Source organism: Flavobacterium sp., assembly GCF_050696275.1.
Classification (GTDB): Bacteria; Bacteroidota; Bacteroidia; order Flavobacteriales; family Flavobacteriaceae; genus Flavobacterium.
Map to the genome: position 1 here is coordinate 292,852 of NZ_JBOGUT010000001.1, position 26,936 is coordinate 319,787.

21 protein-coding genes, 2 tRNA genes and 3 rRNA genes are annotated in these 26,936 nt (G+C 37.1%); 14 read left to right on the forward strand and 12 right to left on the reverse strand.

Annotated elements, in window-relative coordinates:
* Positions 1–9: 9 nt before the first annotated feature.
* The 4 genes from ACRDEC_RS01285 to ACRDEC_RS01300 all read right to left on the reverse strand — a co-directional run bounded on the left by ACRDEC_RS01285 (position 10) and on the right by ACRDEC_RS01300 (position 5,214).
* Positions 10–1,263 carry a dihydroorotase gene (locus ACRDEC_RS01285; protein WP_431496522.1) on the reverse strand — a complete coding sequence of 418 codons (1,254 nt, stop codon included), beginning with the start codon at positions 1,261–1,263 and terminating at the stop codon, positions 10–12.
* On the reverse strand, positions 1,260–3,188 hold the full coding sequence (locus ACRDEC_RS01290; RefSeq protein ID WP_431496523.1) for a BatA domain-containing protein: 1,929 nt from the start codon (positions 3,186–3,188) through the stop codon (positions 1,260–1,262). The genes ACRDEC_RS01285 and ACRDEC_RS01290 overlap by 4 nt, the downstream gene beginning before the upstream one ends.
* 93 nt (positions 3,189–3,281) lie before the next feature.
* Positions 3,282–3,791, reverse strand: a complete 510-nt coding sequence (locus ACRDEC_RS01295; protein ID WP_431496524.1) for a PaaI family thioesterase — start codon at positions 3,789–3,791, stop codon at positions 3,282–3,284.
* Between the two features lie 76 nt (positions 3,792–3,867).
* Positions 3,868–5,214: a DEAD/DEAH box helicase gene (locus ACRDEC_RS01300; protein ID WP_431496525.1), complete on the reverse strand. Its 1,347-nt coding sequence runs from the start codon at positions 5,212–5,214 to the stop codon at positions 3,868–3,870.
* A 135-nt stretch (positions 5,215–5,349) separates the two neighbouring features.
* Here ACRDEC_RS01300 and ACRDEC_RS01305 point away from each other — a divergent pair, with 135 nt between their 5' ends.
* Positions 5,350–8,175, forward strand: coding sequence for a PAS domain-containing protein (locus ACRDEC_RS01305; protein WP_431496526.1), 2,826 nt, complete (start codon positions 5,350–5,352; stop codon positions 8,173–8,175).
* A complete protein-coding gene (locus ACRDEC_RS01310; RefSeq protein WP_431496527.1) occupies positions 8,172–8,555 on the forward strand; it encodes a response regulator in 384 nt (127 codons plus the stop codon). The genes ACRDEC_RS01305 and ACRDEC_RS01310 overlap by 4 nt, the downstream gene beginning before the upstream one ends.
* A gap of 62 nt (positions 8,556–8,617) precedes the next feature.
* On the opposite strand, the gene dnaN is transcribed toward ACRDEC_RS01310, so the two are convergent.
* From dnaN to ACRDEC_RS01335, 5 genes are all read right to left on the reverse strand, one after another.
* Positions 8,618–9,736 carry a DNA polymerase III subunit beta gene (gene dnaN / locus ACRDEC_RS01315; protein WP_431496546.1) on the reverse strand — a complete coding sequence of 373 codons (1,119 nt, stop codon included), beginning with the start codon at positions 9,734–9,736 and terminating at the stop codon, positions 8,618–8,620.
* A 101-nt stretch (positions 9,737–9,837) separates the two neighbouring features.
* Complete coding sequence (gldG, locus tag ACRDEC_RS01320; protein WP_431496528.1) at positions 9,838–11,520, reverse strand: gliding motility-associated ABC transporter substrate-binding protein GldG; 1,683 nt, start codon at positions 11,518–11,520, stop codon at positions 9,838–9,840.
* The gene (gene gldF / locus ACRDEC_RS01325; protein ID WP_431496529.1) at positions 11,520–12,251 is read right to left on the reverse strand and encodes a gliding motility-associated ABC transporter permease subunit GldF; all 732 of its coding nucleotides are present in this window, start codon (positions 12,249–12,251) and stop codon (positions 11,520–11,522) included. Before gldF ends, gldG begins: the two co-directional genes overlap by 1 nt.
* Before the next feature lie 29 nt (positions 12,252–12,280).
* Positions 12,281–12,577: a putative quinol monooxygenase gene (locus ACRDEC_RS01330; protein WP_431496530.1), complete on the reverse strand. Its 297-nt coding sequence runs from the start codon at positions 12,575–12,577 to the stop codon at positions 12,281–12,283.
* A gap of 58 nt (positions 12,578–12,635) precedes the next feature.
* A complete protein-coding gene (locus tag ACRDEC_RS01335; RefSeq protein WP_431496531.1) occupies positions 12,636–13,463 on the reverse strand; it encodes an SAM hydrolase/SAM-dependent halogenase family protein in 828 nt (275 codons plus the stop codon).
* Positions 13,464–13,558: 95 nt separating this feature from the next.
* Here ACRDEC_RS01335 and ACRDEC_RS01340 point away from each other — a divergent pair, with 95 nt between their 5' ends.
* The 4 genes from ACRDEC_RS01340 to ACRDEC_RS01355 all read left to right on the forward strand — a co-directional run bounded on the left by ACRDEC_RS01340 (position 13,559) and on the right by ACRDEC_RS01355 (position 16,700).
* Positions 13,559–14,509 carry a PhoH family protein gene (locus ACRDEC_RS01340; protein ID WP_431496532.1) on the forward strand — a complete coding sequence of 317 codons (951 nt, stop codon included), beginning with the start codon at positions 13,559–13,561 and terminating at the stop codon, positions 14,507–14,509.
* A 127-nt stretch (positions 14,510–14,636) separates the two neighbouring features.
* Positions 14,637–15,089: a hypothetical protein gene (locus tag ACRDEC_RS01345; RefSeq protein WP_431496533.1), complete on the forward strand. Its 453-nt coding sequence runs from the start codon at positions 14,637–14,639 to the stop codon at positions 15,087–15,089.
* 104 nt (positions 15,090–15,193) lie between these two features.
* Entirely contained in the window at positions 15,194–16,141 is a 948-nt protein-coding gene (locus tag ACRDEC_RS01350; protein ID WP_431496534.1) for a phosphoribosylaminoimidazolesuccinocarboxamide synthase, read from the forward strand.
* A 184-nt stretch (positions 16,142–16,325) separates the two neighbouring features.
* The gene (locus tag ACRDEC_RS01355) at positions 16,326–16,700 is read left to right on the forward strand and encodes an ankyrin repeat domain-containing protein (protein WP_431496535.1); all 375 of its coding nucleotides are present in this window, start codon (positions 16,326–16,328) and stop codon (positions 16,698–16,700) included.
* Between the two features lie 69 nt (positions 16,701–16,769).
* On the opposite strand, the gene ACRDEC_RS01360 is transcribed toward ACRDEC_RS01355, so the two are convergent.
* Positions 16,770–17,312, reverse strand: coding sequence for an SRPBCC family protein (locus ACRDEC_RS01360; RefSeq protein ID WP_431496536.1), 543 nt, complete (start codon positions 17,310–17,312; stop codon positions 16,770–16,772).
* A gap of 11 nt (positions 17,313–17,323) precedes the next feature.
* Positions 17,324–17,791 (reverse strand): DUF1801 domain-containing protein, encoded by a 468-nt coding sequence (locus ACRDEC_RS01365; RefSeq protein WP_431496537.1) that lies wholly within the window; start codon positions 17,789–17,791, stop codon positions 17,324–17,326.
* A gap of 306 nt (positions 17,792–18,097) precedes the next feature.
* On the opposite strand from ACRDEC_RS01365, the gene ACRDEC_RS01370 reads away from it, so the two are divergent.
* Positions 18,098–18,748: a hypothetical protein gene (locus tag ACRDEC_RS01370; protein ID WP_431496538.1), complete on the forward strand. Its 651-nt coding sequence runs from the start codon at positions 18,098–18,100 to the stop codon at positions 18,746–18,748.
* Positions 18,749–18,842: 94 nt separating this feature from the next.
* On the opposite strand, the gene ACRDEC_RS01375 is transcribed toward ACRDEC_RS01370, so the two are convergent.
* Positions 18,843–19,931 (reverse strand): M42 family metallopeptidase, encoded by a 1,089-nt coding sequence (locus ACRDEC_RS01375; protein WP_431496539.1) that lies wholly within the window; start codon positions 19,929–19,931, stop codon positions 18,843–18,845.
* An 82-nt stretch (positions 19,932–20,013) separates the two neighbouring features.
* Between ACRDEC_RS01375 and ACRDEC_RS01380 the strand changes: the two genes are divergently transcribed.
* The 7 genes from ACRDEC_RS01380 to rrf all read left to right on the forward strand — a co-directional run bounded on the left by ACRDEC_RS01380 (position 20,014) and on the right by rrf (position 26,883).
* Complete coding sequence (locus tag ACRDEC_RS01380) at positions 20,014–20,727, forward strand: DUF4294 domain-containing protein (protein WP_431496540.1); 714 nt, start codon at positions 20,014–20,016, stop codon at positions 20,725–20,727.
* Between the two features lie 632 nt (positions 20,728–21,359).
* Complete coding sequence (locus ACRDEC_RS01385; protein WP_431496541.1) at positions 21,360–21,500, forward strand: hypothetical protein; 141 nt, start codon at positions 21,360–21,362, stop codon at positions 21,498–21,500.
* A 314-nt stretch (positions 21,501–21,814) separates the two neighbouring features.
* Positions 21,815–23,328 (forward strand): 16S ribosomal RNA (locus ACRDEC_RS01390).
* An 84-nt stretch (positions 23,329–23,412) separates the two neighbouring features.
* Positions 23,413–23,486: transfer RNA gene (locus tag ACRDEC_RS01395), tRNA-Ile, on the forward strand.
* Between the two features lie 91 nt (positions 23,487–23,577).
* Positions 23,578–23,651, forward strand: a tRNA-Ala gene (locus ACRDEC_RS01400).
* 105 nt (positions 23,652–23,756) lie between these two features.
* A 23S ribosomal RNA gene (locus tag ACRDEC_RS01405) occupies positions 23,757–26,637 on the forward strand.
* Positions 26,638–26,773: 136 nt separating this feature from the next.
* Positions 26,774–26,883 (forward strand): 5S ribosomal RNA (rrf, locus tag ACRDEC_RS01410).
* The 16S, 23S and 5S rRNA genes sit together here with 2 tRNA genes alongside, the layout of an rRNA operon.
* Positions 26,884–26,936: the final 53 nt, after the last annotated feature.

Below are 26,936 nucleotides of genomic sequence, written 5' to 3' on the forward strand. Positions count from 1 at the left end.
CGGTAATTTTTATGATAAAACTAATTTCCCTTGATTGTAAATTCCGAATACTTTACCTTTCATTTTTTGACCTAAAAAAGCTGAGTTTTTAGATTTTGAGCTGATGTTTTCCGTTAGAAAAAGCGATTCTCCTTCTGGATTGAATAAAGTGATATTGGCTTTTTGGCCTTCGGCAATTGTTATTTTTTCTAATCCGAAAGCAGTCCTTCCGAAAGTCAGTTTTTCTACGATTACAGTTGTTGGTAAAATGGTCTGCAATGCTCCGAAAGCGCTTTCCAGACCTATAGTTCCGTATTTGGCATAATCGAATTCCATTTTTTTGTGTTCAATATCTATTGGATTGTGGTCTGAGGTGATGCAATCGATGGTATTGTTTAAAACACCTTCAACCAATGCTTCCCTGTCTTTTTCTGTACGAATAGGTGGTGAAACTTTATATCTCGTATCGAAACCTTCAATTATGGTATCATTTAATGTCAGATTATGTACTGCAACACTACACGATACTTGCAGTCCTTTGGCTTTAGCGGCTGCAATCAACTGTACAGATTTTGCACTTGAAACGGTTGGAATGTGCAATTTTCCGCCAGTATATTCTAAAATGAACAGATTTCTGGCAATGATCAACTCTTCTGCCAGTGATGGAATTCCTTTCAGCCCTAATCGGGTTGAAACAATTCCTTCGTGTACCATTCCTTTGCCTTTAATTGTACTGTCCTGTGAAAAAGCGATGATTAAACTATTAAAATCCTGTGCGTATTGCAAGCTTAATTTTAATAAATTGGCATTGTCTAAACTTTGTCCATAATCACCAAAAGCAATCGCTCCGGCGTTTTTCATATCAAACAATTCGGCTAAGTCAGTTCCTCCGCTGTTTTTTGTCAGTGCGCCAATTGGGAAAAGTCCGGCAGCAAATCCTGTTGCTTTTTGTTTTACGAAATTAATCTGCGATTGATTGTCCAGAACAGGAAAGGAGTTAGGTTGCAATGCAATTCCGGTAAACCCTGATTTTGCTGCTGTCTGCAATCCATTTGCAATGGTTTCTCTGTCTTCGAAACCCGGTTCTCCAAGCGAGACACTAGTGTCAAACCAACCTTTTGAGATATGTAAATTAGTTAATGTAATTTCTTCAAATCCTTCAGCACTTCCTATGTTTGAACCTATTTTTTCAATAATTCCATTACCGATTTTTACGTCAGCAATCTGATTGTGGAATGTACTTTCTGGGTCAATAATTCGGGCGGCTTTAAGTATTACGTTCATTTTACGAATTTTTGAATGAGTATTTCAAAGAGAATAAATAACAGTGTAAAAATAAGAAACCATTTCCAAACCTGACTATCCGTTCTTTCGATTTGGATGGTATCGAAAAAAGATTCGATACTGTCAGTCTGGTTTAATTCGTCAAGTGTCTCGTCACTTGGTAAAGCCAGATTACTTTCATTTCGATCGTAGTTGAAACTAATATTACCAATTGATTTTTTATTTTGAATGATTTGAAAATTACCTGATAAGGTTGGATTATCAGTACAGGAAATCTTGATTTTATCGGACATGATCTGCTGCATCGGAATAAATTCTTCCGAAGTATTTTTGATAGAAACAATTTCATCATCAGCTAATTTTGCCGAAATCAAAAAAGGATTACTATTACCTATTGTTTCGTATTTGACACCGTTTTTATCTGCACTCAGCGCCATTTTATAAAACGTCGGAACAATAAGCGGTGAGTTTTGGAAATTACTATTCCCTTTATTTATAGGAGCTGAAAAGACAAATAGGGAACCCAGCTGTTTTTGTATTGTGGTAAGAAAAGCGCTTTGATCATCGTAGCTTATTGCCTGTGGGTAATTATTTTTGACCGAAAAGGATTTCAGTACATTCGGGTATTGGAAATTCGTGATTTTCTTTTCAAAAACATTCGAAAACAAAGGATTGGAGAAATTGATTTTAGTTATTTTCTTTTCCTGATTCTGCAGGCTTTGAAACTGCATTCCGCCAAAATTCCCTAAAAATGAATTTAAATTCCCAATTTCATTTTCTTCAGATGGTATTAAAACTACGTTTCCGCCTTTTTCAATAAATGATTTTAAATTAGTCTGCAAAGCCATAGGAACGCTTTGTAACTCATTTAGAATAATGGCGTCCTGTTTGTCCAATTGGCTGTAATCAAGCGTTGCAACTGGAGTATTAGCATAATTGAATTCTGGTTTGGTATAAATTCGGGATAAGAAATTGCTTTTTTCGTTTTCACCAATGCTCAGAACATTCGTAATCTTAGCTTTTGAAATGGAAAAATAGAGTGTATTATCAAAAGAAAGGCTATTGTCATTGATGCTTACATAGCCATGGAAATCTTCTTTCGGAATGGTGAAATGGATTTTTTCTTTGTTTTTTTTCAGATTCAGAATCGTTTTGGCAATCAAATCATCCTGATTGTAAACAGAAACTGGAATTGACTTTGCTTCATCGGAATTGGAAGAAAAATTGACGCCTATTTCATAGAAATTTTCCAAAGATTGTGATAAATAAACACTGTCTATAGCAATGTTTTTAAGTTGCTCAGCTTCCGGTATTACAAAATAGGTTTTGTTGTTTTCCGGAATATTTTTAAGATGGTTTTTATTTAATCCAATGGCATCAGTGATGATGACAATATCTTTATTTTGAGCTGAATTTCTGGTTTTTATTTTGGTTAAAGCAGTTTCCAAAGAAAACGGAATGGCGCTGTATTTTAAGTTTTGCAATTCCTTTTCGACAGCTTTTATGTTAGTATTCCAGAAGCTTTCATTATTTGTAACGATTGAAAAAGTAGCATTTTCAGGAGTGTTTTCCAACAAATCCTGAACGGCACGTTTGAGTAATTCTCCTTTTTGGCCTTTGGCTTGCATGCTGTACGAATTGTCTAAAATTACAAACAGTTCATTGTTCGCATTGGCGTTGTCTTTGGCTTTAAAAAAAGGCTGTGCAAAGGCAAAAATCAAGCAGGCAAGTAATAATAAACGTGTTGCTAACAGTAGCCATTTTTTTATTTTTGAGCTTTTTCGGGTTTGAATAGAGAGTTCTTTTAAGAGTTTTACATTAGTAAAAGACTCTTTTTTAAATCGGCGTAATTGGAATAAATGCACCAGAATTGGTATAACCAATAAGAAAAGGAAATACAGAATTTCGGGATGTTTAAATTGCATTTATTTTGAAATGTTTACTTCACAAGATCTTATTTCAATAGAATTCAGTGAATTTAGTCTGTCAAAGATACTATTTTCAGTTTATGTGTATGATTATTTTTTCATCTTCTTTTTATAAAACTCTTTATCAGCAATATAAATGGTTTTGACGACTTCACAATAAATAATGTCGCCCGTTTTATTGGTAATAAAGGTAGTTTTAGGATGTTCAACCTCTTTGTTTTCTTCTACTTTTTCCTGAATATCCTGTATTTCTTCATCGGTGAATTCAAAAGAAGCGTACATGTTTTCGCGTGCGGGATGTTTAAAACGAATATGAGCACTCTTGTCCCAAATAATATATTCCTCTTTAAAAAGGTACATCAGTTGTATCATTGGAATAGGATCTACAGCCGAAAATAAACTGCCTCCAAAAATAGAACCTATATAATTTCGGTTCTTGTAACTTATAGGTATTTTTATTCTGACTGTTTTTAAATCATCTGAAATATACTCGACACGTGCTGTACTGCGGCGGTACATTGGAGAAAGGTTAAATCCGACTTTCAATAAAGTTGATTCTTTGAGGAATTTTCGGGCTATTTTGGCTGCTAATTGATACATTAATTGGTATTAGAATTTCAAAGATAAAGAATAAAATAAAAAACCTCAATCATTACAATTGAGGTTTTTCGGATAATTATTTCTTCTTTTTCTTAGCCGCTCTGTTTTTCAGAATATTTCGGTTGACAGAACTGGATGTTTTTTTCTTAGTTTTTGAAGGTCCGCCTAAATTGACTTTTTTATTCTTTTCAGACTTCTCATGGGTATTTCCCTGTCCTTCCAGTTTGACCTTTTTCATTAGGAATTTTACTTTTTCCTTTTCTTTTTCAGGACCGATCAGCAATGTTGAAATCTGAACTTCAGAAGGCAGGTCAAGGATTTTGATCTCTTTGTTCATTAATAATTCAGCTCCTACCTTGATGTCTTCTTCACGAGGCGCAATAAAACTGATGGCAATACCTGAAGCATCAGCACGTCCTGTTCGTCCGATACGATGAATATATTGTTCCGGAATTTCAGCCATTTCAAAGTTGATTACGTGAGTAATATCTGAAATATCCAAACCACGCGCCATAACATCTGAGGTAATTAATCCTCTTAATTCTCCATTTTGAAACGAAGCCATGGTCTGCAAACGATAATTTTGTGATTTATTAGAATGGATTACTCCGAATTGTTCCGGAAATTCGACTTCAATTCTCTCATGAAGCATATCTGCAATTTTCTTGTTGTTTACGAAAACCAGAATACGGGACAAGGATTCATCAGTATTCAGCAAATGCTTCAATAAATTGATTTTGGTATTGAAGTTGGGGACACTATATGATAATTGTTCGATTTTTTCCAAAGGTGCTCCTGAAGCTGCCAGAGAAACTTCTTCAGGGAAATCAAAATAATCATTTAAAATGTCATCTACTTCATCCGTCATGGTAGCCGAGAACAAGATGTTTTGGCGTTTTGTTTTCAACATCGCTAAAATAGATGTCAGCTGTGGTCTGAAACCAAGATTCAGCATTTCGTCAAATTCATCAATGACCAGTTTTTGAACTTCCTGTAGTCCTAAAACGCCGTCCAGAGCCAGATCCATGATACGTCCCGGAGTTCCTACCAGTACATCAATACCCTGATATACGTGATTTTTCTGCGTATTGATATTAACACCTCCGTAAAGCCCCAATGTTCTAACGGACATGTATTTTGTTAGTTTTTCTACTTCTTCCACCACCTGAACAACAAGTTCACGAGTTGGTACCAAAATCATAATTCTGGGATTAAAAGTATCTACAAACTTATACTGTTTTAAAATAGGCAATAAGTAAGCAAAAGTTTTTCCTGTACCGGTTTGAGCAATTCCCATCATATCACGTCCTGACATAACTACAGAAAATGATTTTTCCTGAATTGGGGTCGGAGTGGTCAGTTGTAAATTGTCTAATGCTTTCTGAACCGATTTGGGAAGGTTAAATTGCTCGAATGATGCCATTGGGAATTATTTTCTGCAAAGGTATTGTTTAAAGTTAACATTTATCAATTATAAAGTACAGTTCGTCGAAAAAAATAGCTTTTAACTCATTTTAGAGTTATATTGTACGGTAATTTTCAAAAAAAGACTGATTTGATGATTAACTCCAATTATTTAAAAGGCGATTTTTATCAGCATCTTAAGCAAGATGAAGGATTGTTTGAAAAAATAATGACATCAGACGAGCACTACATTTTTGTCTGGGATTATGAAAATCAGGAACATTTATGGATGTCCAAATCAATTTTAAAAAGACTGGGTTTTAAAAAAGAGTACTCTGAAAATGATTTGAAGTTTTGGAAATTAATAATGAATTTTAAAATTACCTCTACCGAAATATCCCAAAAAGTCAATACAATAATTGATGTTGTATTTAAAAGTTCTAATGAAAATACCATCATTATGTCCGCAACACTTTTTTTAATTAAAAACGAAAAAAATAAAGTGATTAGAATTATTGGTATTTTGAAAAAAAGCGAGTTCAAGAATGCTGTAACAGGCAAAATTTCAAAAAAGAACAAATTCGAGAAAACACTTTTGGAAAACCAGAATCGGTTCAAATTTATTTCAGAAAACATTTCAGACGGGATTTACATTATTGAAAATGAAAAATTGGTATTTGCTTCCGGAGCCTATTTGAAAATGATGGGTTTAACTGAAGAAGAAAAACATCAAAGCCATAATAAGGATATGTTCTGCATGGTTCATCAGGATGATTTGGAATCGGTAAAAGGAGCAATTTACGGGGCTGCAGAGAACAAACTGTCTTCTGTAAAATATACTTTCAGATGTCTTACCGGAGATGGAGAATATAAATGGCGGGAAGACATTATGAACATTCATTATGATGCTTCCGGAAAAGCTTTCAGAGCCATTACGATTGCAAGAGACATCACTCAAGATAAGCTTAAGAAGCTTGAAATTATTAAAAAACAGGAATCTGTAGATTTACAAAATCAATTGCTGATTAAATTGTATTCAAACGCCATGGATAGTGCTTTAGAGGGCAAAATCAAGGAAGTTACTATTTTGGCAGCTAAAGGACTTACTATTGAAAAAGCCGGTTTTTGGGAAATTAAAAATGATGAATTGGTTTGCAAAAATTTATTCAATAAAATTGAAGATCTCCATTCTGCTGATGAAATTCTGGATGTCCGTTCAATACCTAAATACATTACTGCTCTAAATAACAAAAAGGCATTGGTTGTTGAGGATGCTTATACTGACGAAAGTACTATTGAACTGATTGATAATTATTTGAAACCATTAGGTGTTACAGATATGCTCGATATTCCAGTAAGAGCTAATGGTAAATTCTATGGTGTTTTATGTTGTGAACACAGAAATAATCCGAGAGTCTGGTCCGAAAATGATATCTCTTTTGCTCGGGCGCTGGCAGATTATTTAAGCTTGGCATTGGAAGAAGACAGAAGGAAACAAGCGGAAACGAAACTCAATGAAAATCAGGAAAAACTTAAATTTATTTCTGAAAATACTTCAGATGGAATTTTGGTATTCGAATCCAATGCAATGACTTATGTTTCTCCGGCCTATTCAAAATTTTCAGGATATTCGGAAGAATATATGCAAAACCTAAGTTTAGAAAATATTTTTTCACTGGTTCATCCGGAAGACAGGGAACGATTGCGAATCATTATTTACAGCAACTTAGGCAAACAAACACAAAGATTCAGTTACGAGTATCGTTTTAAGGGAAGTAATGGAGAATACCAATGGAGAGAGGATTCGGCAAACGTTATTTATAAAGCGGACGGCGCCTATTCAAAATACATTCTTATATCGAGGGATATCACAGAGAGAAAAGCAACTGAAAGACAACTTGTTGAAAGTGAGCAGCAATTAAGGCTTATTACTGAAAATACTTCTGATGGTGTTTTGGTAATTGAAAGCGGAAAACTGTCTTATGTTTCCCCATCGTATGTTAAACTGCTGAATTATCCTAAAGAAATTTATCTGAATTTTACCCCAGAAGATATTTACAACAGATTCCATCCGGATGATATTCTGGCTGTGCAGCCTTTTATTCTTGAGTGTCTTTCAAAACACATGAAAGAATTCAAATATGAATTTCGTTTCAGAGCTGCAAATGGAGATTACCATTGGAGAGAAGATTCAGCGAATGTTATTTACGATGAAAATGGCAATTATTCCAAATATATAGTAGTGACACGAGATGTTTCAGCAAGAAAAGAGGCAGAAAAAGAAAAAAACAGACTTTTTCAAATTACAGAAAAGCAAAATGAAAAGCTGATTAATTTTACTCACATTGTTTCTCATGATATCCGTTCGCACACTAGTAATTTATCGATGATTCTTGATTTATTCGAAGAAACTAATGATTCAGAAGAACAAAAGGAATATTTCAACATGCTTAAACAAAGTACAGATAAACTTTCAGATACTATATTTTTCCTGAATGAAACGGTAGCAATTCAAAGTGGTGTAAAAGGAGAAAAAGTAAAACTAAATCTTAAGAAAGAAATTGAAAAAGCGATTTTAGGAATTAATGCTATTGTAAAAACGAATAAAGTCAGTTTGAAAATCAATATAGATGAAGCGCTAGAAATAGAGGGAACTCAATCGTATCTGGAAAGCATTATTTTTAATTTACTGACGAATGCAATTAAATACAAATCACCGGACAGAAATCCAATCATCAAAATTACGGCAAAGAGGGAAGAAGACGAAATCAAGCTTAGTGTTCAGGATAACGGAATTGGAATTGATCTGGAGTTACATAAAGATAAGATTTTCGGGATGTATAAAACATTCCATGGCAACCCTGATGCTGTAGGATTGGGATTGTTTATGATGAAAAACCATATTGAATCAATGGGTGGCAGCATTGATGTAGAAAGCGAAGTAGGAGTAGGAACAACTTTTAATTTGTACTTTATATGAAGAAGATAGATTTGACTTATATTCTTGATGATGATAATATTTTCATTTTTGTATTGATGAAATTATTAGCCAAAAACGAAAATTTTAATAAAGTTTTAGAATTCAAAAACGGCAAAGAGCTATTAGAGTCTCTGGCAAAGTCTACCGAAAATATCCCAAATGTTATTTTGCTGGATATTAATATGCCTGTGCTTGATGGTTGGCAGTTTTTAGAAAGGCTGGAAGAATTTCCTAATAAAAGCCGATTCAATGTTTTTATCATGTCTTCTTCAATAGATGCAAGCGATATCGAAAAATCAAAATCTTTTTCAACCGTGAAGGATTTTATTTCAAAACCAATTAATAAAGAAAAGTTAGACAGGCTTTTGGACTATTTCTAAAAAGAAAAACCACCTGGCTTTGCAGATGGTTATTTCAAATATAATGGGTTGGTTTAAACGTATTAATTGTTAAGCATTACCGGCATAACAAGCATAGTTACAGTTTCACCTTCATCAAGACCGTCAATTGGGGTTAAAATCCCAGCCCTGTTTGGCATAGACATTTCAAGCATAATCATATCCGATTGAAGATTGGTTAGCATTTCAGTTAAGAAACGAGAGTTAAAACCAATTTGCATATCGTCACCTTGGTAGTCACAAGTCAAACGCTCTTCAGCTTTGTTTGAATAATCAATATCTTCTGCAGAGATGTTCAATTCAGTTCCGGCAATTTTTAATCTGATCTGGTGCGTGGTTTTATTCGAGAAAATCGCCACACGACGCACAGAACTTAAGAATTGTGTTCTGTCAATCATCAATTTATTTGGGTTTTCTTTTGGAATAACTGCTTCGTAATTTGGGTATTTCCCATCAATCAATCTACAGGTTAAGATGTAATTGTCAAAAGAGAAAGTGGCGTTAGCATCATTGTACTCAATAGTAACTTCAGCATCAGAAGCGCCTAAAATTCCTTTTAAAATATTCAAAGGTTTTCTTGGCATGATAAAATCTGCTACTTCCGAAGCTTTTACATCCGTACGAGCATATTTAACTAATTTGTGGGCATCTGTAGCAACAAAAATCAAACCTTCCGGTGAAAACTGGAAGAATACACCTGACATTACCGGACGTAAATCATCATTTCCGGCAGCAAAAATAGTTTTGCTGACAGCAGTTGCTAAAACTTCAGCCGGAACAATCGTTTTGGATGGTTCTTCAAGGCTTACCGATTTTGGGAATTCTTCACCAGGAGCGTATGCCAAAGCATATTTTCCTGATTGGGAACTGATTTCTATGGTATTGTTTTCTTCAACAGTAAACGTTAATGGCTGCTCAGGGAAAGTTTTTAAAATTTCCAATAATAATTTTGCAGGAACAGCAACACTTCCTTCACTGGTTGAATCAATTGAAAGCGAAGCAGACATTGTCGTTTCTAGATCTGAAGCAGAAACTAAAAGTTGATTTTGTTTTAATTCGAATAAAAAATTATCTAAAATTGGCAGCGTATTGCTACTGTTGATAACACTTCCTAAAACTTGTAATTGTTTTAATAAATAGGAACTTGATACTATAAATTTCATCATCGTATTTTTAAATCTTGTGTCTCAAATTTTGAAGACATTTTTTATATTTTACAAATATATCGTAAACTAATCAGTATTGAAAACAATTTTATCAACAACTATCGACCAAATTGTCTTTTACGGATGTATGTTATTGCTAAGCCGAAAATTAGCAGTAATACCAATGGTAATCCAATAGTTAGGAATTGTGTATACGTGTAATCTTCATATACTTTTTCTTTGTCTAACAATGGTAAATCAACTTCTTTGCTTCGAATGTTAATAAGTCCGTTATCATCGAGCAGATAATTGACACAGTTCATCAAAAATTCTTTATTGGAATACATTTGATTTGTCCACTTGTCAAAACCTAATTCAAGAGGCTGGCCATCTTTATCCATTTGATTTTTGATGACATCGCCGTCTGATACAACAATCATTTTAGTTTCTTTCCCTTTTGGCTTAAAGCCGGCATCTTTAAACGGCAGTACTCTGTTTTCAAATACGGAAAAGAATTTTCCTTCCAATAAAACGCTTACAGGAATATTTCCTCCTTCCGGAAAGTCTTCAGGCTGAGGCTTTTCATTTACCATTTTCAAATCGACTTCAACAGGAGCTCCGACTTTTTTTGAATAAGGTGAAGTCTGCAGAAGGACTGTTTTTTTAATGCCGTTTTTAATTGTATCGATTGAATTAGCGAAATCAAGTTTAAGCCCGTCAAGATTATTTACTATAGGATGTTTCCCGTTGGGAGTGATGTACGGCGCATAAAACCAGAAGTAATTCTGATATTGTGTTTCGTTGCCTCTATTTCCTGAAGCCAGCGCAATAGGCGTTGCATACATATCTTTGAGGATGTCAGGATTGATTCTGAATCCGTACTTAAAAAACATATCATTTAAACCTAAATCCATTGGGAAAGCCAATGCGCTTCCGGATTTGTTCAGGCTTTCCATTTCAATGTTTACGGTTTCTAAAAGCCAGAGTGTTTTACCGCCATTCATTATAAATTGATCCAAAACCTGTTTTTCTTCATCTGAGAAAGTTTCTTTTGGCTTTGTAATCAGTGCTAAATCATATTCTTGTATCTGTTTTAGCGTTTTGGCAGGATTTTTAGAAACCGAGTCCAATGTAAAAGGAGCAATATAATAACTGTCTCTGATTGTAGTTAGAAAATCGGCTTTTAGAATATCTTCTAATTCTCCGTTTCCTTTGATGACGGCAATTCTCTTTTTCTTTTCGGTGGTGATTTTATTAAAAGCGTCAGTAAGAGCATATTCAAGGTGTTGTACTGAACTTACGACTTTTTGTTCTGTAGAGGCGCCTAAACGATTTTTAAGCAGGGGTAATTTGGTGCTTTTATTCTTATACGTTGCGATTGCCCAAGGAAAAACCACTTCTTTTGATTGTTTTCCTTTGTCATCAACAGTTACATTTACAGGTGTCAAACCACGCTGCAAAAATGACTTCATTACAGCATCTGCTTCTTCCGGATTTTCCAGTGGATTTACGAATTGGTATATGATATTTGGATTATAGGCTTTGTATTCGTCCAGTATCTGCTTGGTTTCAGATTGTAGTCGTTTGAATTCAGCCGGAAAATTTCCTTCAAGGAAAACATCTATATATAAAGGTTCTTTGATGTTTTTTATAATCTGTAAAGAAGTTTCGGATAAGGTATAGCGCTTATCATGAGTTAAATCGAATCTATGGAAAAACTGGCTTCCTATACCGTTAATAATTACTAAACCGGCAATGGTCAGCCACAAATTTTTTAAGCTCTTTTTTTTGATTGGTACCATTACAATTTGTATGATTTTAATTTGTAAACAGTTAATGATAAAAATAAAGTGGTAATACTTACAAAATAAATGACATCACGAGTGTCAATAACACCACGACTCATACTTTTAAAATGGTAGTCCATTCCTAATGAAGCAATCAGGTTTCCGTAATCCCCAAAAGCAGGATAAGTAGATATGCCCTGGAATCCGAAATACAGGACAAAACATAAAAAAAACGAGATAATAAATGCAACAATCTGATTGTCAGAAAGCGTTGAAGTGTAAATCCCGATAGCAGTGTAAGAGGCCATTAAAAATAATAATCCAAAGTAAGACCCTAATGTGCTTCCGAAATCTATATTTCCTTCCGGCAAGCCCAAATCGTAAATTACTTTTACATAAACTAATGTTGGAATTATAGCAATAATCAGCAATAGAAAAGCCCCTAGAAACTTTCCGTTTACAATTTCCCAAAGCGATAAGGGTTTTGTGAGCAGTAATTCCATAGTTCCTTGTTTCTTTTCATCGGAAAAACTACGCATTGTGACAGCAGGAATCAGGAAAAGCATGATCCAGGGAGCGATGGTGAAAAATGGGGTCATGTCTGAAAATCCTGAATTCAGAATATTATAGTCACCTTCAAAAACCCATAAGAACAGCCCGCTTAGTAATAGGAAAATAGCAATCACCAGATATCCTATAGGCGAACCAAAAAAGGAACGGAATTCTTTAAAAAGTATGGCTTTCATTTATTGTTTATTCGTTGTTATTATAGAAATTAATGCAAACTTACTAATTTATCTACACTCCATGCTTCAGGTTTGTCGTTAAACAGTTTTTTTGTAAATGTCCAGACGTCATAGAACAATTCTGAATTTCTGTAATTTTCCAGATCCTGTTCAGTTTCCCAATAACTGTAAGTAAAGAAGATGCAAGGATTGTTTTTGTCTTGGTATAATTCCAAAAATTGATTTCCTGCTGCACCTCGGATTTTATCTTTCATTTGTTCAAAATTTTCCAGAAAGGCGGGAATATTTTCTTCATGAAAGCTTAGTTTTACTATACGTACAAACATTTTGTTTAAATTTTTTTTACTGTTTAAAAAGAATCAGGTTATAAAATCCGAAGCAAATCTAATTAAATAGTATCGAAATCACATCCCTATATTTCAGTCCTAACAAAGATTTAGCAGAACCAACCGTTTGCGGGTTACTTTTGTATATGGCAATTTCCAGAAAACCGGCTTCGTTAAAGATAGCAAGCTTTTCACCTTCGTAATCTTTTAAGGTATATTTTTCAGAAACTTTAAAATCAGAATAGCCTGAATGTATTTTCTTGATGTTTTTTGTGCCAAATTTAATCTCAAAAGAACGGTTTTTGCCTATTTCGTTAAACATTTTCTTTGAAATATTGGTCACGCAATTCCCATAATGATCAATGTAAACGACATAGCCTTTAATACTATTCAGATCTGAAGCTGCCACAGCTTGCAGTTCATTTACGATTTTTATCTGCTGTATTTCCTTGCCTATAACACTCAAAGCACCGCCTTTAGCTAAATGACAGGCTACTTTTACAAATACATCTATGTCTGTTGAACCTTCCGGCAGTCGATCGTGAATGTTGATTTCGACAATTTTCTGGGGGACGATTTTTTGCGTCAGAATACTTAAAATACCGTTATCGGCACAAATAAAAAAATGGTCGTTCCATTGAATGGCAATATGTTTGTTCTCCTTGTTTCGCTCACTGTCAATACCTATAATGTGAACTGTTTTTTTTGGAAAACTGCTGTAAGAAGCATTAATGATATAACTGGCTTCCGAAATATTAAACAAGTCAACGTCATGAGAGATGTCAATAATTTGAACTTCAGGGTATTCTGAAATTATTTTTCCTTTAAGCGCACCTACAAAGTGATCTTTCAAGCCAAAATCGGTGGTAAGTGTAATTATTGACATTATTTTGTTTATAACTATTCCTGAAATGTTTCGGTAAATTTAGTAGATTTGAGAGAAACAAAACGAATTTATTTCTAATTAAAAACTTCCAACTTTTGAACGAACGTATCATAGAATTAATAGATATTGCTCCGAAGGAATTTTGGGGCGCACAAGACACTCATCTTGAAACCATTAAAAGGTATTATCCAAAGTTGAAAATCGTGGCTAGAGGAACGACGCTGAAAGCTTTTGGAGAAAAAGAAGAGCTTGACGAGTTTGAAAAACGTTTCAACCGTTTGATGCTGCATTTTACCCGCTACAATAATATCGATTCTAATGTGATTGATAGGGTAATTTTGAGCGATTCCAGAGAAGAGGAACGTATGGCGGATCACGATAAAATCTTGGTTCATGGTATTGGCGGAAAATTAATTAAAGCTATGACGCCTAATCAGCAGTTGCTGGTTGATATGATGATTAAGAACGATATGGTTTTTGCTGTTGGACCGGCCGGAACAGGTAAAACCTACACAGGTGTCGCTATGGCAGTAAAAGCATTGAAAGAAAAGCAGGTAAAACGAATTATACTAACGCGTCCGGCGGTAGAAGCAGGGGAAAACTTAGGTTTCTTACCAGGTGATATGAAAGAAAAACTGGATCCGTACATGCAGCCTTTGTATGATGCATTGCGTGATATGCTGCCTCCGCAAACACTCGATGATTATATATTAAAAGGAATTATACAAATTGCTCCATTGGCATTTATGCGTGGTCGGACACTTGATAATGCTTTTGTGATTTTGGATGAAGCGCAAAACACCACCCATTCTCAAATGAAAATGTTTTTAACCCGTATGGGAAAAAACGCCAAATTTATGATTACAGGTGATCCTGGACAGGTAGATTTACCTCGCAGAACAATTTCCGGACTGAAAGAAGCGATTCTGGTTTTAAAAGATGTGGATGGAATTGGTATCATTTACCTTGATGATAAAGATATTGTTCGCCATAGATTGGTAAAAAAAGTAATTGATGCCTACAAGCAGATTGAGAATAACGATTAAAAAAGGAGCAGAGTTACAGAGTAGCTAAGTTGTTGCATTTTTTGAAGCGAAAAGCATGGGTTCTTCCCTGTTTTTCGCTTCATTTTTGTGATGATACACGACGTCTTACTGTAAAATAAATTTTAAAATGAAAGAGTATTTTAAATACGATAGCGGATATGTGAATATAAATGATGAAAATTTATTTTTAACAAATTCTGGAAACTGGTCGGAAACTGCAGCAATTGAAGAGAAATCATCAAAAACAATTAGAAAAAACACTGTAAAAGGGCTTAAATTTTATGCTTTTATTTTAGTATTACTTTGTTTGGTTGCTTTGTCGGTTGCCAGAGCTAAAAGCGGGAGCATTCCTATAGGATTGATTCTTTTAGTGTTTGCAGCCTTTATTTATATGAAAAGAGAAGTAGGAAGTAAATATAAAATTCCATTGTCAAAAATTAAGAATATTGAAATTAATGGAAGTGAAGTAAAAATTATTTTTCTCAATTCAAATAATGTAGAAGACTTTGAAATCATTCATAAAGTAGAAAACAAAGGGCTTTCCATACTAACCGATTTAATCCAAACACTGAAAAAATAATTTTTTGTATATCTCTGTGAATCTTTGTGTATCTCTGTGAAACAACTTATTTTTGTACACTCGAGGCAAAATGCCGAACAGGCAAAACAAACAACAACACAACAATGAACACGATTACAACTACTAATTTCAATTTTCCCAATCAAAAATCAGTCTACCACGGCAAAGTAAGAGAAGTATATAACATTAATGATGATCTTTTGGTCATGGTTGCTACAGACAGACTTTCTGCTTTTGATGTTGTAATGCCTAAAGGGATTCCTTATAAAGGTCAGATCTTAAATCAGATTGCTACAAAATTTATGGAACTTACTCAAGATATTGTTCCGAATTGGTTAATTGCTACTCCGGACCCTAATGTAGCTGTAGGTCATTTATGTGAACCTTTCAAAGTAGAAATGGTTATACGCGGTTATATTTCAGGTCATGCGGCTCGTGAATATGCGTTGGGAAAAAGAATGCTTTGTGGTGTTGCATTAACGGAAGGTTTAAAAGAAAATGATAAATTTCCGACACCTATAATTACGCCATCTACAAAAGCAGATAATGGTGAGCACGACGAAGATATTTCAAGAGAGGAGATTTTAGCTAAAGAGATTGTATCGGAAGAGGATTATATCGTTTTAGAAAAATATACTAGAGCCTTATTCCAAAGAGGAACTGAAATTGCAGCTTCCAGAGGATTGATTTTGGTAGATACCAAATATGAATTCGGTAAAACCAAAGAAGGAAAAATTGTTTTGATTGATGAAATTCACACACCGGATTCTTCCCGTTATTTTTATGCTGATGGCTACCAGGGAAGACAGGATAGAGGTGAAGATCAAAAGCAATTATCTAAAGAATTCGTTCGTCAGTGGCTAATTGCCAATGGTTTTCAAGGGAAAGAAGGACAACAGATTCCTGAAATGTCAGAAGAATATATAGCTTCTGTTTCAGAACGTTATATTGAATTGTTTGAAAATATCTTGGGAGAATCCTTCGTAAAGGCAGATATATCAAATATCAACGAACGAATTGAGAAAAATGTTTTGGCTTTCTTAAACAAATAAGATAACCCAATTTTAAAGATATACTAACCACGCACTGCGTGGTTTTTTTGTTCTTTGCAACTTCAAACAGTAGTGTCTAAAAAACATGTCAAATGTTAAAGATATGTTATAACCAGAAATTTCTGTAACGAAATATAATCGGAAGCGTCTACTGTGTAATCATTAATCAAATAAATAAGTCATCATGAAAAAAACAGTCATTATTTTAGGTTTAGCTCTAGTAGCTTTTGCAAATGTTTCTTTTGCATCTAATTCAAATCTTGTAGTTAAAGACAATGTAGAAATTGTTTTTAAACCAACACCACTTTGCTCTGCCATTATTAAAGGAGACTTGGAAACTGTTAAAAAGTTTATCGAGTACGGAGCAGATGTAAATGAATCTTCTGACGGATTAACACCATTAATGCTTGCTGCTCGTTACAATAAAGCGGAGATTGTAAAAGTATTGCTTGAAAAAGGGGCAAGAATTGAAGCTAAAGACGAAAGAGGTTTAACAGCTGTTAAATATGCTGAGATGTCTAATGCAACAGATACATTGGCTTTGCTTAAAAAAGCATAAATTTAAAAAATCTGATAAAAAAAACCGCTTTGGATAACAAGGCGGTTTTTTATTTAGTATTTCTAAAGATTATTTTTTCTCTAAAACACCTTTTAGGTTATCAAGACCTCCTTGTAAATCTTTACCAATCATTTCATCCATGCCCATAATTGGCATCATGACATTCCATGGATAAGGCATAGTGCCGGTGAAACCCCATTTTACTTTGGTTTGTGTTGGAGAAATTGCTTCAGTTGCGATATAAGCATTCCCTTTGGACTCCATTGGTACTTTAAATCGTAATTCAAAATCTACTCTTTCTCCTTCGGCAATTTTTTTAATTTCCTGTTCTCCTGTACCTACATTTTCGTTTTGACTTTCCCAGCCGTAAATAAAGCCTACGGTTCCGTCAGTTCCCGTATAGTTTTTCTTCATGTTCGGATCCATTTTGTTCCAGACGCTAAATTGATCCTGATTTTTCACCTGCTTTACAAACTTAAAAATACTGTCTTTCGGTTGGTTTATTGTAATTTCTCTTTCTATAGCATAGTCTTTTTTCATAAATAAACCGGCAATTGCAATAATTACAACAAGGGCTACTAATGCTAAAACAATTTTCTTAATGATTTTCATAGTATTTGATTTTAGGTTGATTTTAATTTTTTTAAACCGGATTCGTAATTATTGATACAATCTTCTACCGAAATTTTCTGCATTAGCTCAGCGATTAGATCAAAAGGGATAGCATCCCATTTTTTAAACCGAATGCAGGATTTTCCCATATCTAATTTGTATTTGCTGTGTTTTGGAAATTCTTCAACAAACCAATTCAATATTTTAGGATCCGTGTACATACCCATATGATACAAAGCGACGAAGTTTTTCTGGGATGCGATGGCAGCAAATCCTAGCGGAAGTTTAGGATCACAATGATAACCATTAGGGTATATTGAATGAGGAACAACATAACCAACCATGCCATAAGTCATACATTCTTCAAATCCTTTAGGTAGGTTGTCTAGAATGGCGTTTCGAAGTTGGTTAAAAGCATTTTTGCGTTCTTCGGGAAGTTCGGTTAGATATTCGGCAACTGTTTGCGCTTTTGATTGCATTTTTGTAATTGTTTAACGTAAATATATAAAAAAAACAATAATTATAAAAAGGTTATGATTTTTAGCCCTGATGGAAGCGGCATCCTCCTGAAGGTTGGTAACCGAAGGAGATACAGCGAACAGCAGGACGTAAATGAAGGAAACAGAAGAAGTTATGGCTCCTAATACTCAAAGTACGATTCCAATTTAAATGTTAAAATACTGTTAATTTTAGTACTATGCAAAACAAGATACCTTTTTTTAGATATATATTTGTATAGGATATTATTATATGCTTTTAAAAACAACAATAAAAAATCAATCATCATGAAAAGTCTAGTATTTAATTTAACAGTTGCCATGGTCGTTTTAACCAATGTTAGTGAAGGTCCTTATGGTGTAAAAAGAGAAGTAAAAGCTTTTAAAAATGAAAGTCCGGTTTCTTTACTGAACAATATTCATTTTTTTGAAGAAGAAAATTTTCCAAACACAACAGTTTCCAATCAATTGAAACCTGGTAATTCAACTGCATTTCACTATATGAAGAATGAAGTTAGCGGTCAATTAACTTCAATGAGAATAGAAGCCGCTGAAGGAATGTTTTCTAATAGAGCTGAAAAAACAGTAGAAGAAGTTATTACAGAAGACAATGCGATTACCGAAAACAATGTTTCAAACCAAACGCAAGCGCTGGATTTTGTAGCTATCGAGAATAGTTTACCTGCTTTAGTTGCAAAAACAACAGACGAAACAATTGCAGAGGATAACGAAATGATAGAAAACAATGTTACAAACGAAACACAAGCGTTGGATTTTAATCTAATTTATGATAAACCATCATTTGATGTGGTTATTGATAATGTAGCTTTCGACAAATCAGGCAGAACAATGGAAGAAATCATTAGAGAAGATATCCAAATTACGGAATATAAAATCTCAGATGATACACAGGCATTAAATCTTATTGCAGTAAATTAAGGGAAGACAATATAATAGAAGCGGAAAGAAAGTAAAATTTCAAGGGATAAAAAGCACCATTATGCAGTGATAATGATGCTTTTTTTATTTTATACTATTTAAAATAAGAGAATGTTTCGTTGTTCTCAATTTTCAATAAAGATTCATAAATCAGTTTAATCACATTTTCCACGTCTTCGCGATGCACCATTTCGACTGTGGTATGCATATAACGCAGAGGCAAAGAGATTAAAGCTGATGCTACACCACCGTTACTGTAAGCAAAAGCATCGGTATCGGTTCCCGTTACGCGGGATGACGCATGACGCTGAAAAGGGATTTTCTTCTCTTCGGCAGTATTTACAATTAATTCTCTTAGTTTATTCTGAACAGCCGGAGCATAAGCAATGACTGGTCCTTTTCCTATTTTTAAGTCTCCTTCAATCTTTTTATCAATCATTGGAGTAGTAGTATCGTGGCAAACATCGGTAACAATAGCAACGTTCGGGCGAATGGTTTTGGTAATCATTTCGGCACCGCGAAGACCTACTTCTTCCTGAACAGCATTTATTATATACAATCCAAAAGGAAGTTTCTTTTTATTTTCTTTCAAAAGACGGGCTACTTCGGCAATCATAAAACCTCCCATTCTGTTGTCGATGGCGCGACAAACAAATTTATTCTCGTTCAAAATCATAAATTCATCCGGATAGGTAATCACACAACCTACATGGATGTCTAGTTTTTCCACTTCTTCTTTAGTTGAACAGCCACAATCGATGAAAATATTGTCCACACGCGACTGCTCTTCTTTGGCTCTATTTCGAGTATGAATAGCCGGCCAGCCAAAAACACCTTTCACAATTCCGTTTTTAGTATGAATGTTGACTCTCTTCGAAGGCGCAATCTGATGGTCTGAACCACCATTTCTAATCACATATATCAATCCGTCGTCTGTAATATAGTTTACATACCAGGCAATTTCGTCTGCGTGGCCTTCAATAACGACTTTATAAGGTGCGTCTGGGTTAATAATTCCAACAGCCGTTCCGTAAGTATCTGTTATAAAAGTATCCACATAAGGTTGTAGGTAATCCATCCAAAGTTTCTGTCCTTCCTGTTCAAATCCTGTTGGAGCAGCATTGTTAAGGTAGTTTTCAAGAAATGTAAGAGAAGCTTTGTTTAGTATCGATTTTGATGCCATAAAATATTTTTTTGCTAATTTATAAATTTGGTATCACAGTTGATTAATAATTATATATTTTTGATGAAATTTTAAATCGACTATGAAATCCATACAATTAGCAATTGTTATATTTTTTATTGGACTTGCAACTAGTGCCCAAGTTGTAGAAAAGGACACTGTTGAAGTCGAAAAGCCTCTTGTCGGATACGACACGATCGCTAACATTCCTATAGAGCTGGAAGAAGTCTATGTCTCTAATAGGTATAATATCAAATCTGCCGAAGAGAGAAAACGGTTTTTAATCCTGCAAAGGAGGGTTATGAAAACGTACCCATTTGCTAAAATAGCTGCTGATAGACTGACGGCACTTACAAACGGTATGAAAACGCTCAAATCGGAAAGAGATAAAAAGAAATACTTTAAGTTAGTTGAAAACTACCTGACCAACGAATTTGAAGAACAGCTAAAAAAACTAAGCCGCAAAGACGGTCAGATATTAGTAAAGCTTATCCACAGGCAAACCGGGTCGTCCACTTTCGATCTGATTAAGAACTTAAAAAGCGGATGGAAAGCATTCTGGTCAAATAACACAGCCCGTTTATTCGACATCAACCTTAAAACCAAATTCGATCCCTATAATGTCTCTGAAGATTTCCTTATCGAAGGGATACTATACAAAGCCTTCACCGATGGCCGATTGCCAAAGCAGGCTGCTAAAATAGATATGAATTACACCGAGCTGGCCAAAGTATGGCGCGAAAAGCTCAGAATCATGAAAGAGGAAAGAGAGAAGGAAGCTCAAAACCAAAACTAATACAAACGAACACCATAGCGATATGGTGTTTTTTTATGCCTTCATTTTTGGCGTGTCCCTCACGGCCGCTTCGTTTGGTTAGGGGATTATTTTGTGTTCGGGTCGGGCACTTCGTTTCAATCTTTTATTACGCTGTGCTTCATAAAAGGATTTCCACTTCGATCCCTCACGCGGTTTTTGCTGTTTGATGGGATTTTGTTTTTCAAAGCACCTATATATATAAGGAGTATTGCTTTTGATTGATGTTGTATTTTCCTCCTATATAAATAAGGTATGGTTTTGCACCTATATATAGTGTTCCAAAACGGCCTTATGCACGAAACAACCCTCTTTAAGGAATAGCAAACCCTTGTTTTGTGAAAAGCAAAGCGCCCAACAATTGGTTTTTGGTCCTTTCAAAGTGTTTGCTGACGTTTTTTCACCCGCTTTAAGGACGTCCGAACCCCTTTTTTGGGCATTGCAGAACTATTTTTAAGGATATTTTCTGTTTTTGGTCTATGGGTGAAGGACAGGTTTGCGCCCTGGTTTACCCCTTTGAAGGGTAGAATTGGCAAAAAGGGTTGTTGTAGGTCAAAAAAGTTGGATGTGTAACGTTCGGGTTTTCAGGGTGGTAAAAAAAAGATTAAAAAAAGATGAAAAAAAGGTTAGGAAATGTCAAAAGAGTTGCTACTTTTGCACCCGCAATCAGCGAGAAGTTCATTAGAAATCTGGAAAACAAATCGAAAAAAAACTTTGAAAAAAAGTTAAAAAAAGATTTGGATTGTAAAGGATAAAGATTCTATCTTTGCCACCCGCAAGACAGGGAGTTCTTAAACATGATGACATTAAAACGGAAAGAAAATTTTCTCAAAAAAAAGTTTCAAAAAGTTTTGGTAATTAAAAAAAGAGTTCTACTTTTGCACCCGCTAATCGAATGAGAGGCGAGACAAACAAGAAGACACGTTCATAGACATATTGAATTGACAGCCGTTTTTAAGCAGCGATGTTTAAAGACAAAGAAAAAGAGAGTAAGAGGAATCGTAAGATTTTAATTAAAGCTAGATCATCAAAAACAGAAGAAGAGATTTATCTCGACTTCAAACAATATACGATGAAGAGTTTGATCCTGGCTCAGGATGAACGCTAGCGGCAGGCTTAACACATGCAAGTCGAGGGGTAGGTATCTTCGGATACTGAGACCGGCGCACGGGTGCGTAACGCGTATGCAATCTACCTTGTACAGGGGGATAGCCCAGAGAAATTTGGATTAATACCCCATAGTATAATTAAATGGCATCATTTGATTATTAAAGTTCCAACGGTACAAGATGAGCATGCGTCCCATTAGCTAGTTGGTGTGGTAACGGCATACCAAGGCTACGATGGGTAGGGGTCCTGAGAGGGAGATCCCCCACACTGGTACTGAGACACGGACCAGACTCCTACGGGAGGCAGCAGTGAGGAATATTGGTCAATGGGCGCAAGCCTGAACCAGCCATGCCGCGTGCAGGATGACGGTCCTATGGATTGTAAACTGCTTTTGTACAGGAAGAAACACTCCCTCGTGAGGGAGCTTGACGGTACTGTAAGAATAAGGATCGGCTAACTCCGTGCCAGCAGCCGCGGTAATACGGAGGATCCAAGCGTTATCCGGAATCATTGGGTTTAAAGGGTCCGTAGGCGGGTTTATAAGTCAGTGGTGAAAGCCCATCGCTCAACGATGGAACGGCCATTGATACTGTAGATCTTGAATTATTAGGAAGTAACTAGAATATGTAGTGTAGCGGTGAAATGCTTAGAGATTACATGGAATACCAATTGCGAAGGCAGGTTACTACTAATGGATTGACGCTGATGGACGAAAGCGTGGGTAGCGAACAGGATTAGATACCCTGGTAGTCCACGCCGTAAACGATGGATACTAGCTGTTCGGAGCAATCTGAGTGGCTAAGCGAAAGTGATAAGTATCCCACCTGGGGAGTACGTTCGCAAGAATGAAACTCAAAGGAATTGACGGGGGCCCGCACAAGCGGTGGAGCATGTGGTTTAATTCGATGATACGCGAGGAACCTTACCAAGGCTTAAATGTAGATTGACAGGACTGGAAACAGTTTTTTCTTCGGACAATTTACAAGGTGCTGCATGGTTGTCGTCAGCTCGTGCCGTGAGGTGTCAGGTTAAGTCCTATAACGAGCGCAACCCCTGTTGTTAGTTGCCAGCGAGTCATGTCGGGAACTCTAGCAAGACTGCCAGTGCAAACTGTGAGGAAGGTGGGGATGACGTCAAATCATCACGGCCCTTACGCCTTGGGCTACACACGTGCTACAATGGACGGTACAGAGAGCAGCCACTGCGCAAGCAGGAGCGAATCTACAAAACCGTTCTCAGTTCGGATCGGAGTCTGCAACTCGACTCCGTGAAGCTGGAATCGCTAGTAATCGGATATCAGCCATGATCCGGTGAATACGTTCCCGGGCCTTGTACACACCGCCCGTCAAGCCATGGAAGCTGGGGGTACCTGAAGTCGGTGACCGCAAGGAGCTGCCTAGGGTAAAACTGGTAACTAGGGCTAAGTCGTAACAAGGTAGCCGTACCGGAAGGTGCGGCTGGAACACCTCCTTTCTAGAGAATGATTTGTTTTTAATTAAACTAAGGTTCTTTTTACTCTTGCTGTTAATTCAAATAATACACATAAGCAAAAAACAGAGTCTCGTAGCTCAGCTGGTTAGAGTACTACACTGATAATGTAGGGGTCCCCAGTTCGAGTCTGGGCGGGACTACTATTTTAAGCTTATGAAAAGGAAATTTTAGAGGTTGAGTGACCGTTTGAAGTATAGTTAACTGAAAACTGTTGACTGGCACTAAAAATACGGGGGATTAGCTCAGCTGGCTAGAGCGCCTGCCTTGCACGCAGGAGGTCAACGGTTCGACTCCGTTATTCTCCACTGGTTCCATAAGGGACAACCGTTCATTGACATATTGAGATAAAAAAACATTTAAAAAGTAGAAAGAACACAAATTGCTGCTATTTATAGTAGTAATTGAAAGTACAATAAGCAAAATAAGGGCGTATGGGGGATGCCTAGGCTCTCAGAGGCGAAGAAGGACGTGATAAGCTGCGAAAAGCTACGGGGATTGGCACACACGAATTGATCCGTAGATATCCGAATGGGGCAACCCGGCATGTTGAAGACATGTCACATCGATAGATGGGCAAACCCGCTGAACTGAAACATCTAAGTAGGCGGAGGAGAAGAAAACAAAAGTGATTCCGTAAGTAGTGGCGAGCGAACGCGGATTAGCCCAAACCAAGGATGTTACGGCATTGTTGGGGTTGTAGGACCACGATATTTCTTGCGGATTGAATTAGAATAACCTGGAAAGGTTAACCAAAGAGGGTGATAGTCCCGTATAAGTAAGAGAAGATAAGGATAGTGGTATCCTGAGTAGGGCGGGGCACGTGAAACCCTGTCTGAATTTGGCGGGACCATCCGCTAAGGCTAAATACTCCTGAGAGACCGATAGTGAACCAGTACTGTGAAGGAAAGGTGAAAAGAACCGTGAATAACGGAGTGAAATAGATCCTGAAACCATACGCTTACAAGCGGTCGGAGCCCTTTCGTGGGGTGACGGCGTGCCTTTTGCATAATGAGCCTACGAGTTAACGTTGCTGGCAAGGTTAAGTGATTAAGTCACGGATCCGTAGCGAAAGCGAGTCTGAATAGGGCGCTTTAGTCAGTAGTGTTAGACGCGAAACCGTGTGATCTACCCATGGGCAGGATGAAGCTGTGGTAACACATAGTGGAGGTCCGAACCGGTTGACGTTGAAAAGTCTTCGGATGACCTGTGGGTAGGGGTGAAAGGCCAATCAAACTCGGAAATAGCTCGTACTCCCCGAAATGCATTTAGGTGCAGCGTTAGTTATAAAGTTATATAGAGGTAGAGCTACTGATTGGATGCGGGGGCTTCACCGCCTACCAATTCCTGACAAACTCCGAATGCTATATAATGTTCACTAACAGTGAGGGCTTGGGTGCTAAGGTCCAAGTCCGAGAGGGAAAGAACCCAGACCATCAGCTAAGGTCCCCAAATGTATACTAAGTTGAAAGAACGCGGTTTGTCTGCATCGACAGCTAGGATGTTGGCTTGGAAGCAGCCATTCATTTAAAGAGTGCGTAACAGCTCACTAGTCGAGCGGACGAGCATGGATAATAATCGGGCATAAGTATACTACCGAAGCTATGGATTTGTATGTAAATACAAGTGGTAGGGGAGCATTCTAACAGGGTTGAAGGTGTATCGTAAGGTATGCTGGACCGGTTAGAAAAGAAAATGTAGGCATAAGTAACGATAATGCGGGCGAGAAACCCGCACACCGAAAGACTAAGGTTTCCGCAGCTATGCTAATCAGCTGCGGGTTAGTCGGGTCCTAAGGCGAACCCGAAAGGGACAGTCGATGGCCAACGGGTTAATATTCCCGTACTACTTATAATTGTGATGGGGTGACGGAGTGATGAAAGTACCGCGAACTGACGGAATAGTTCGTTGAAGCACCTAACTATAGGCCCGGTAGGCAAATCCGCTGGGACTGGTGAAATGCGATAGTACTCGGAGGCTTCGGCCAAAGAGATAGTGTACCTAAGGGCTTCCAAGAAAAACCTCTAAACTTAGATTATAAGTACCCGTACCGTAAACCGACACAGGTAGTCGAGGAGAGAATCCTAAGGTGCTCGAGAGATTCATGGCTAAGGAATTAGGCAAAATAGACCTGTAACTTCGGGAGAAAGGTCGCCAGCGCAAGCTGGCCGCAGTGAAGAGGTCCAGGCGACTGTTTATCAAAAACACAGGGCTCTGCAAAATCGTAAGATGAAGTATAGGGCCTGACACCTGCCCGGTGCTGGAAGGTTAAGAGGAGATGTTATCTTCGGAGAAGCATTGAATTGAAGCCCCAGTAAACGGCGGCCGTAACTATAACGGTCCTAAGGTAGCGAAATTCCTTGTCGGGTAAGTTCCGACCTGCACGAATGGTGTAACGATCTGGACACTGTCTCAGCCATGAGCTCGGTGAAATTGTAGTAACGGTGAAGATGCCGTTTACCCGCAGTGGGACGAAAAGACCCTGTGCACCTTTACTATAGCTTAGTATTGGTCTTGGATAAGTGATGTGTAGGATAGGTGGGAGACTATGAAGTGGCGTCGCCAGGCGTTGTGGAGTCATTGTTGAAATACCACCCTTTGCTTATCTGAGGTCTAACCCCATAATGTGGGGGACATTGCTTGGTGGGTAGTTTGACTGGGGTGGTCGCCTCCAAAAGAGTAACGGAGGCTTCTAAAGGTTCCCTCAGCACGCTTGGTAACCGTGCGTAGAGTGCAATGGCATAAGGGAGCTTGACTGAGAGACATACAGGTCGATCAGGTACGAAAGTAGAGCATAGTGATCCGGTGGTTCCGCATGGAAGGGCCATCGCTCAAAGGATAAAAGGTACGCCGGGGATAACAGGCTGATCTCCCCCAAGAGCTCATATCGACGGGGGGGTTTGGCACCTCGATGTCGGCTCGTCACATCCTGGGGCTGGAGAAGGTCCCAAGGGTTGGGCTGTTCGCCCATTAAAGTGGCACGCGAGCTGGGTTCAGAACGTCGTGAGACAGTTCGGTCTCTATCTACTGTGGGCGCAAGAAATTTGAGTGGATCTGATTCTAGTACGAGAGGACCGAATTGGACTAACCTCTGGTGTATCTGTTGTTCCGCCAGGAGCACCGCAGAGTAGCTACGTTGGGAAGGGATAAGCGCTGAAAGCATATAAGCGCGAAACCCACCACAAGATGAGATTTCTTTTAAGGGTCGTGGAAGATGACCACGTTGATAGGCTATAGATGTAAAGGCAGTAATGTCATAGTCGAGTAGTACTAATAACCCGTAAGCTTATGTACGTCCTCTCTCTCGTATCGTCTTTTTTGAGGATACGAGAGAGAAGAAACTTTCTAAAATATGATTATTTATCTCAGTATGTTAAGATATTGTGTAATGTTGATTGATTTTATATCATTCACCCTTGCAAAAACGCCTTAAGGTGGTTATTGCGGCGGGGCTCACCTCTTCCCATCTCGAACAGAGAAGTTAAGCCCGCCTGCGCAGATGGTACTGCAATCCTGTGGGAGAGTATGTCGCCGCCTTTCTTTAGAGAGTCCCTCACGTTAGTGAGGGACTTTTTTGTTATCACAAACCCTAT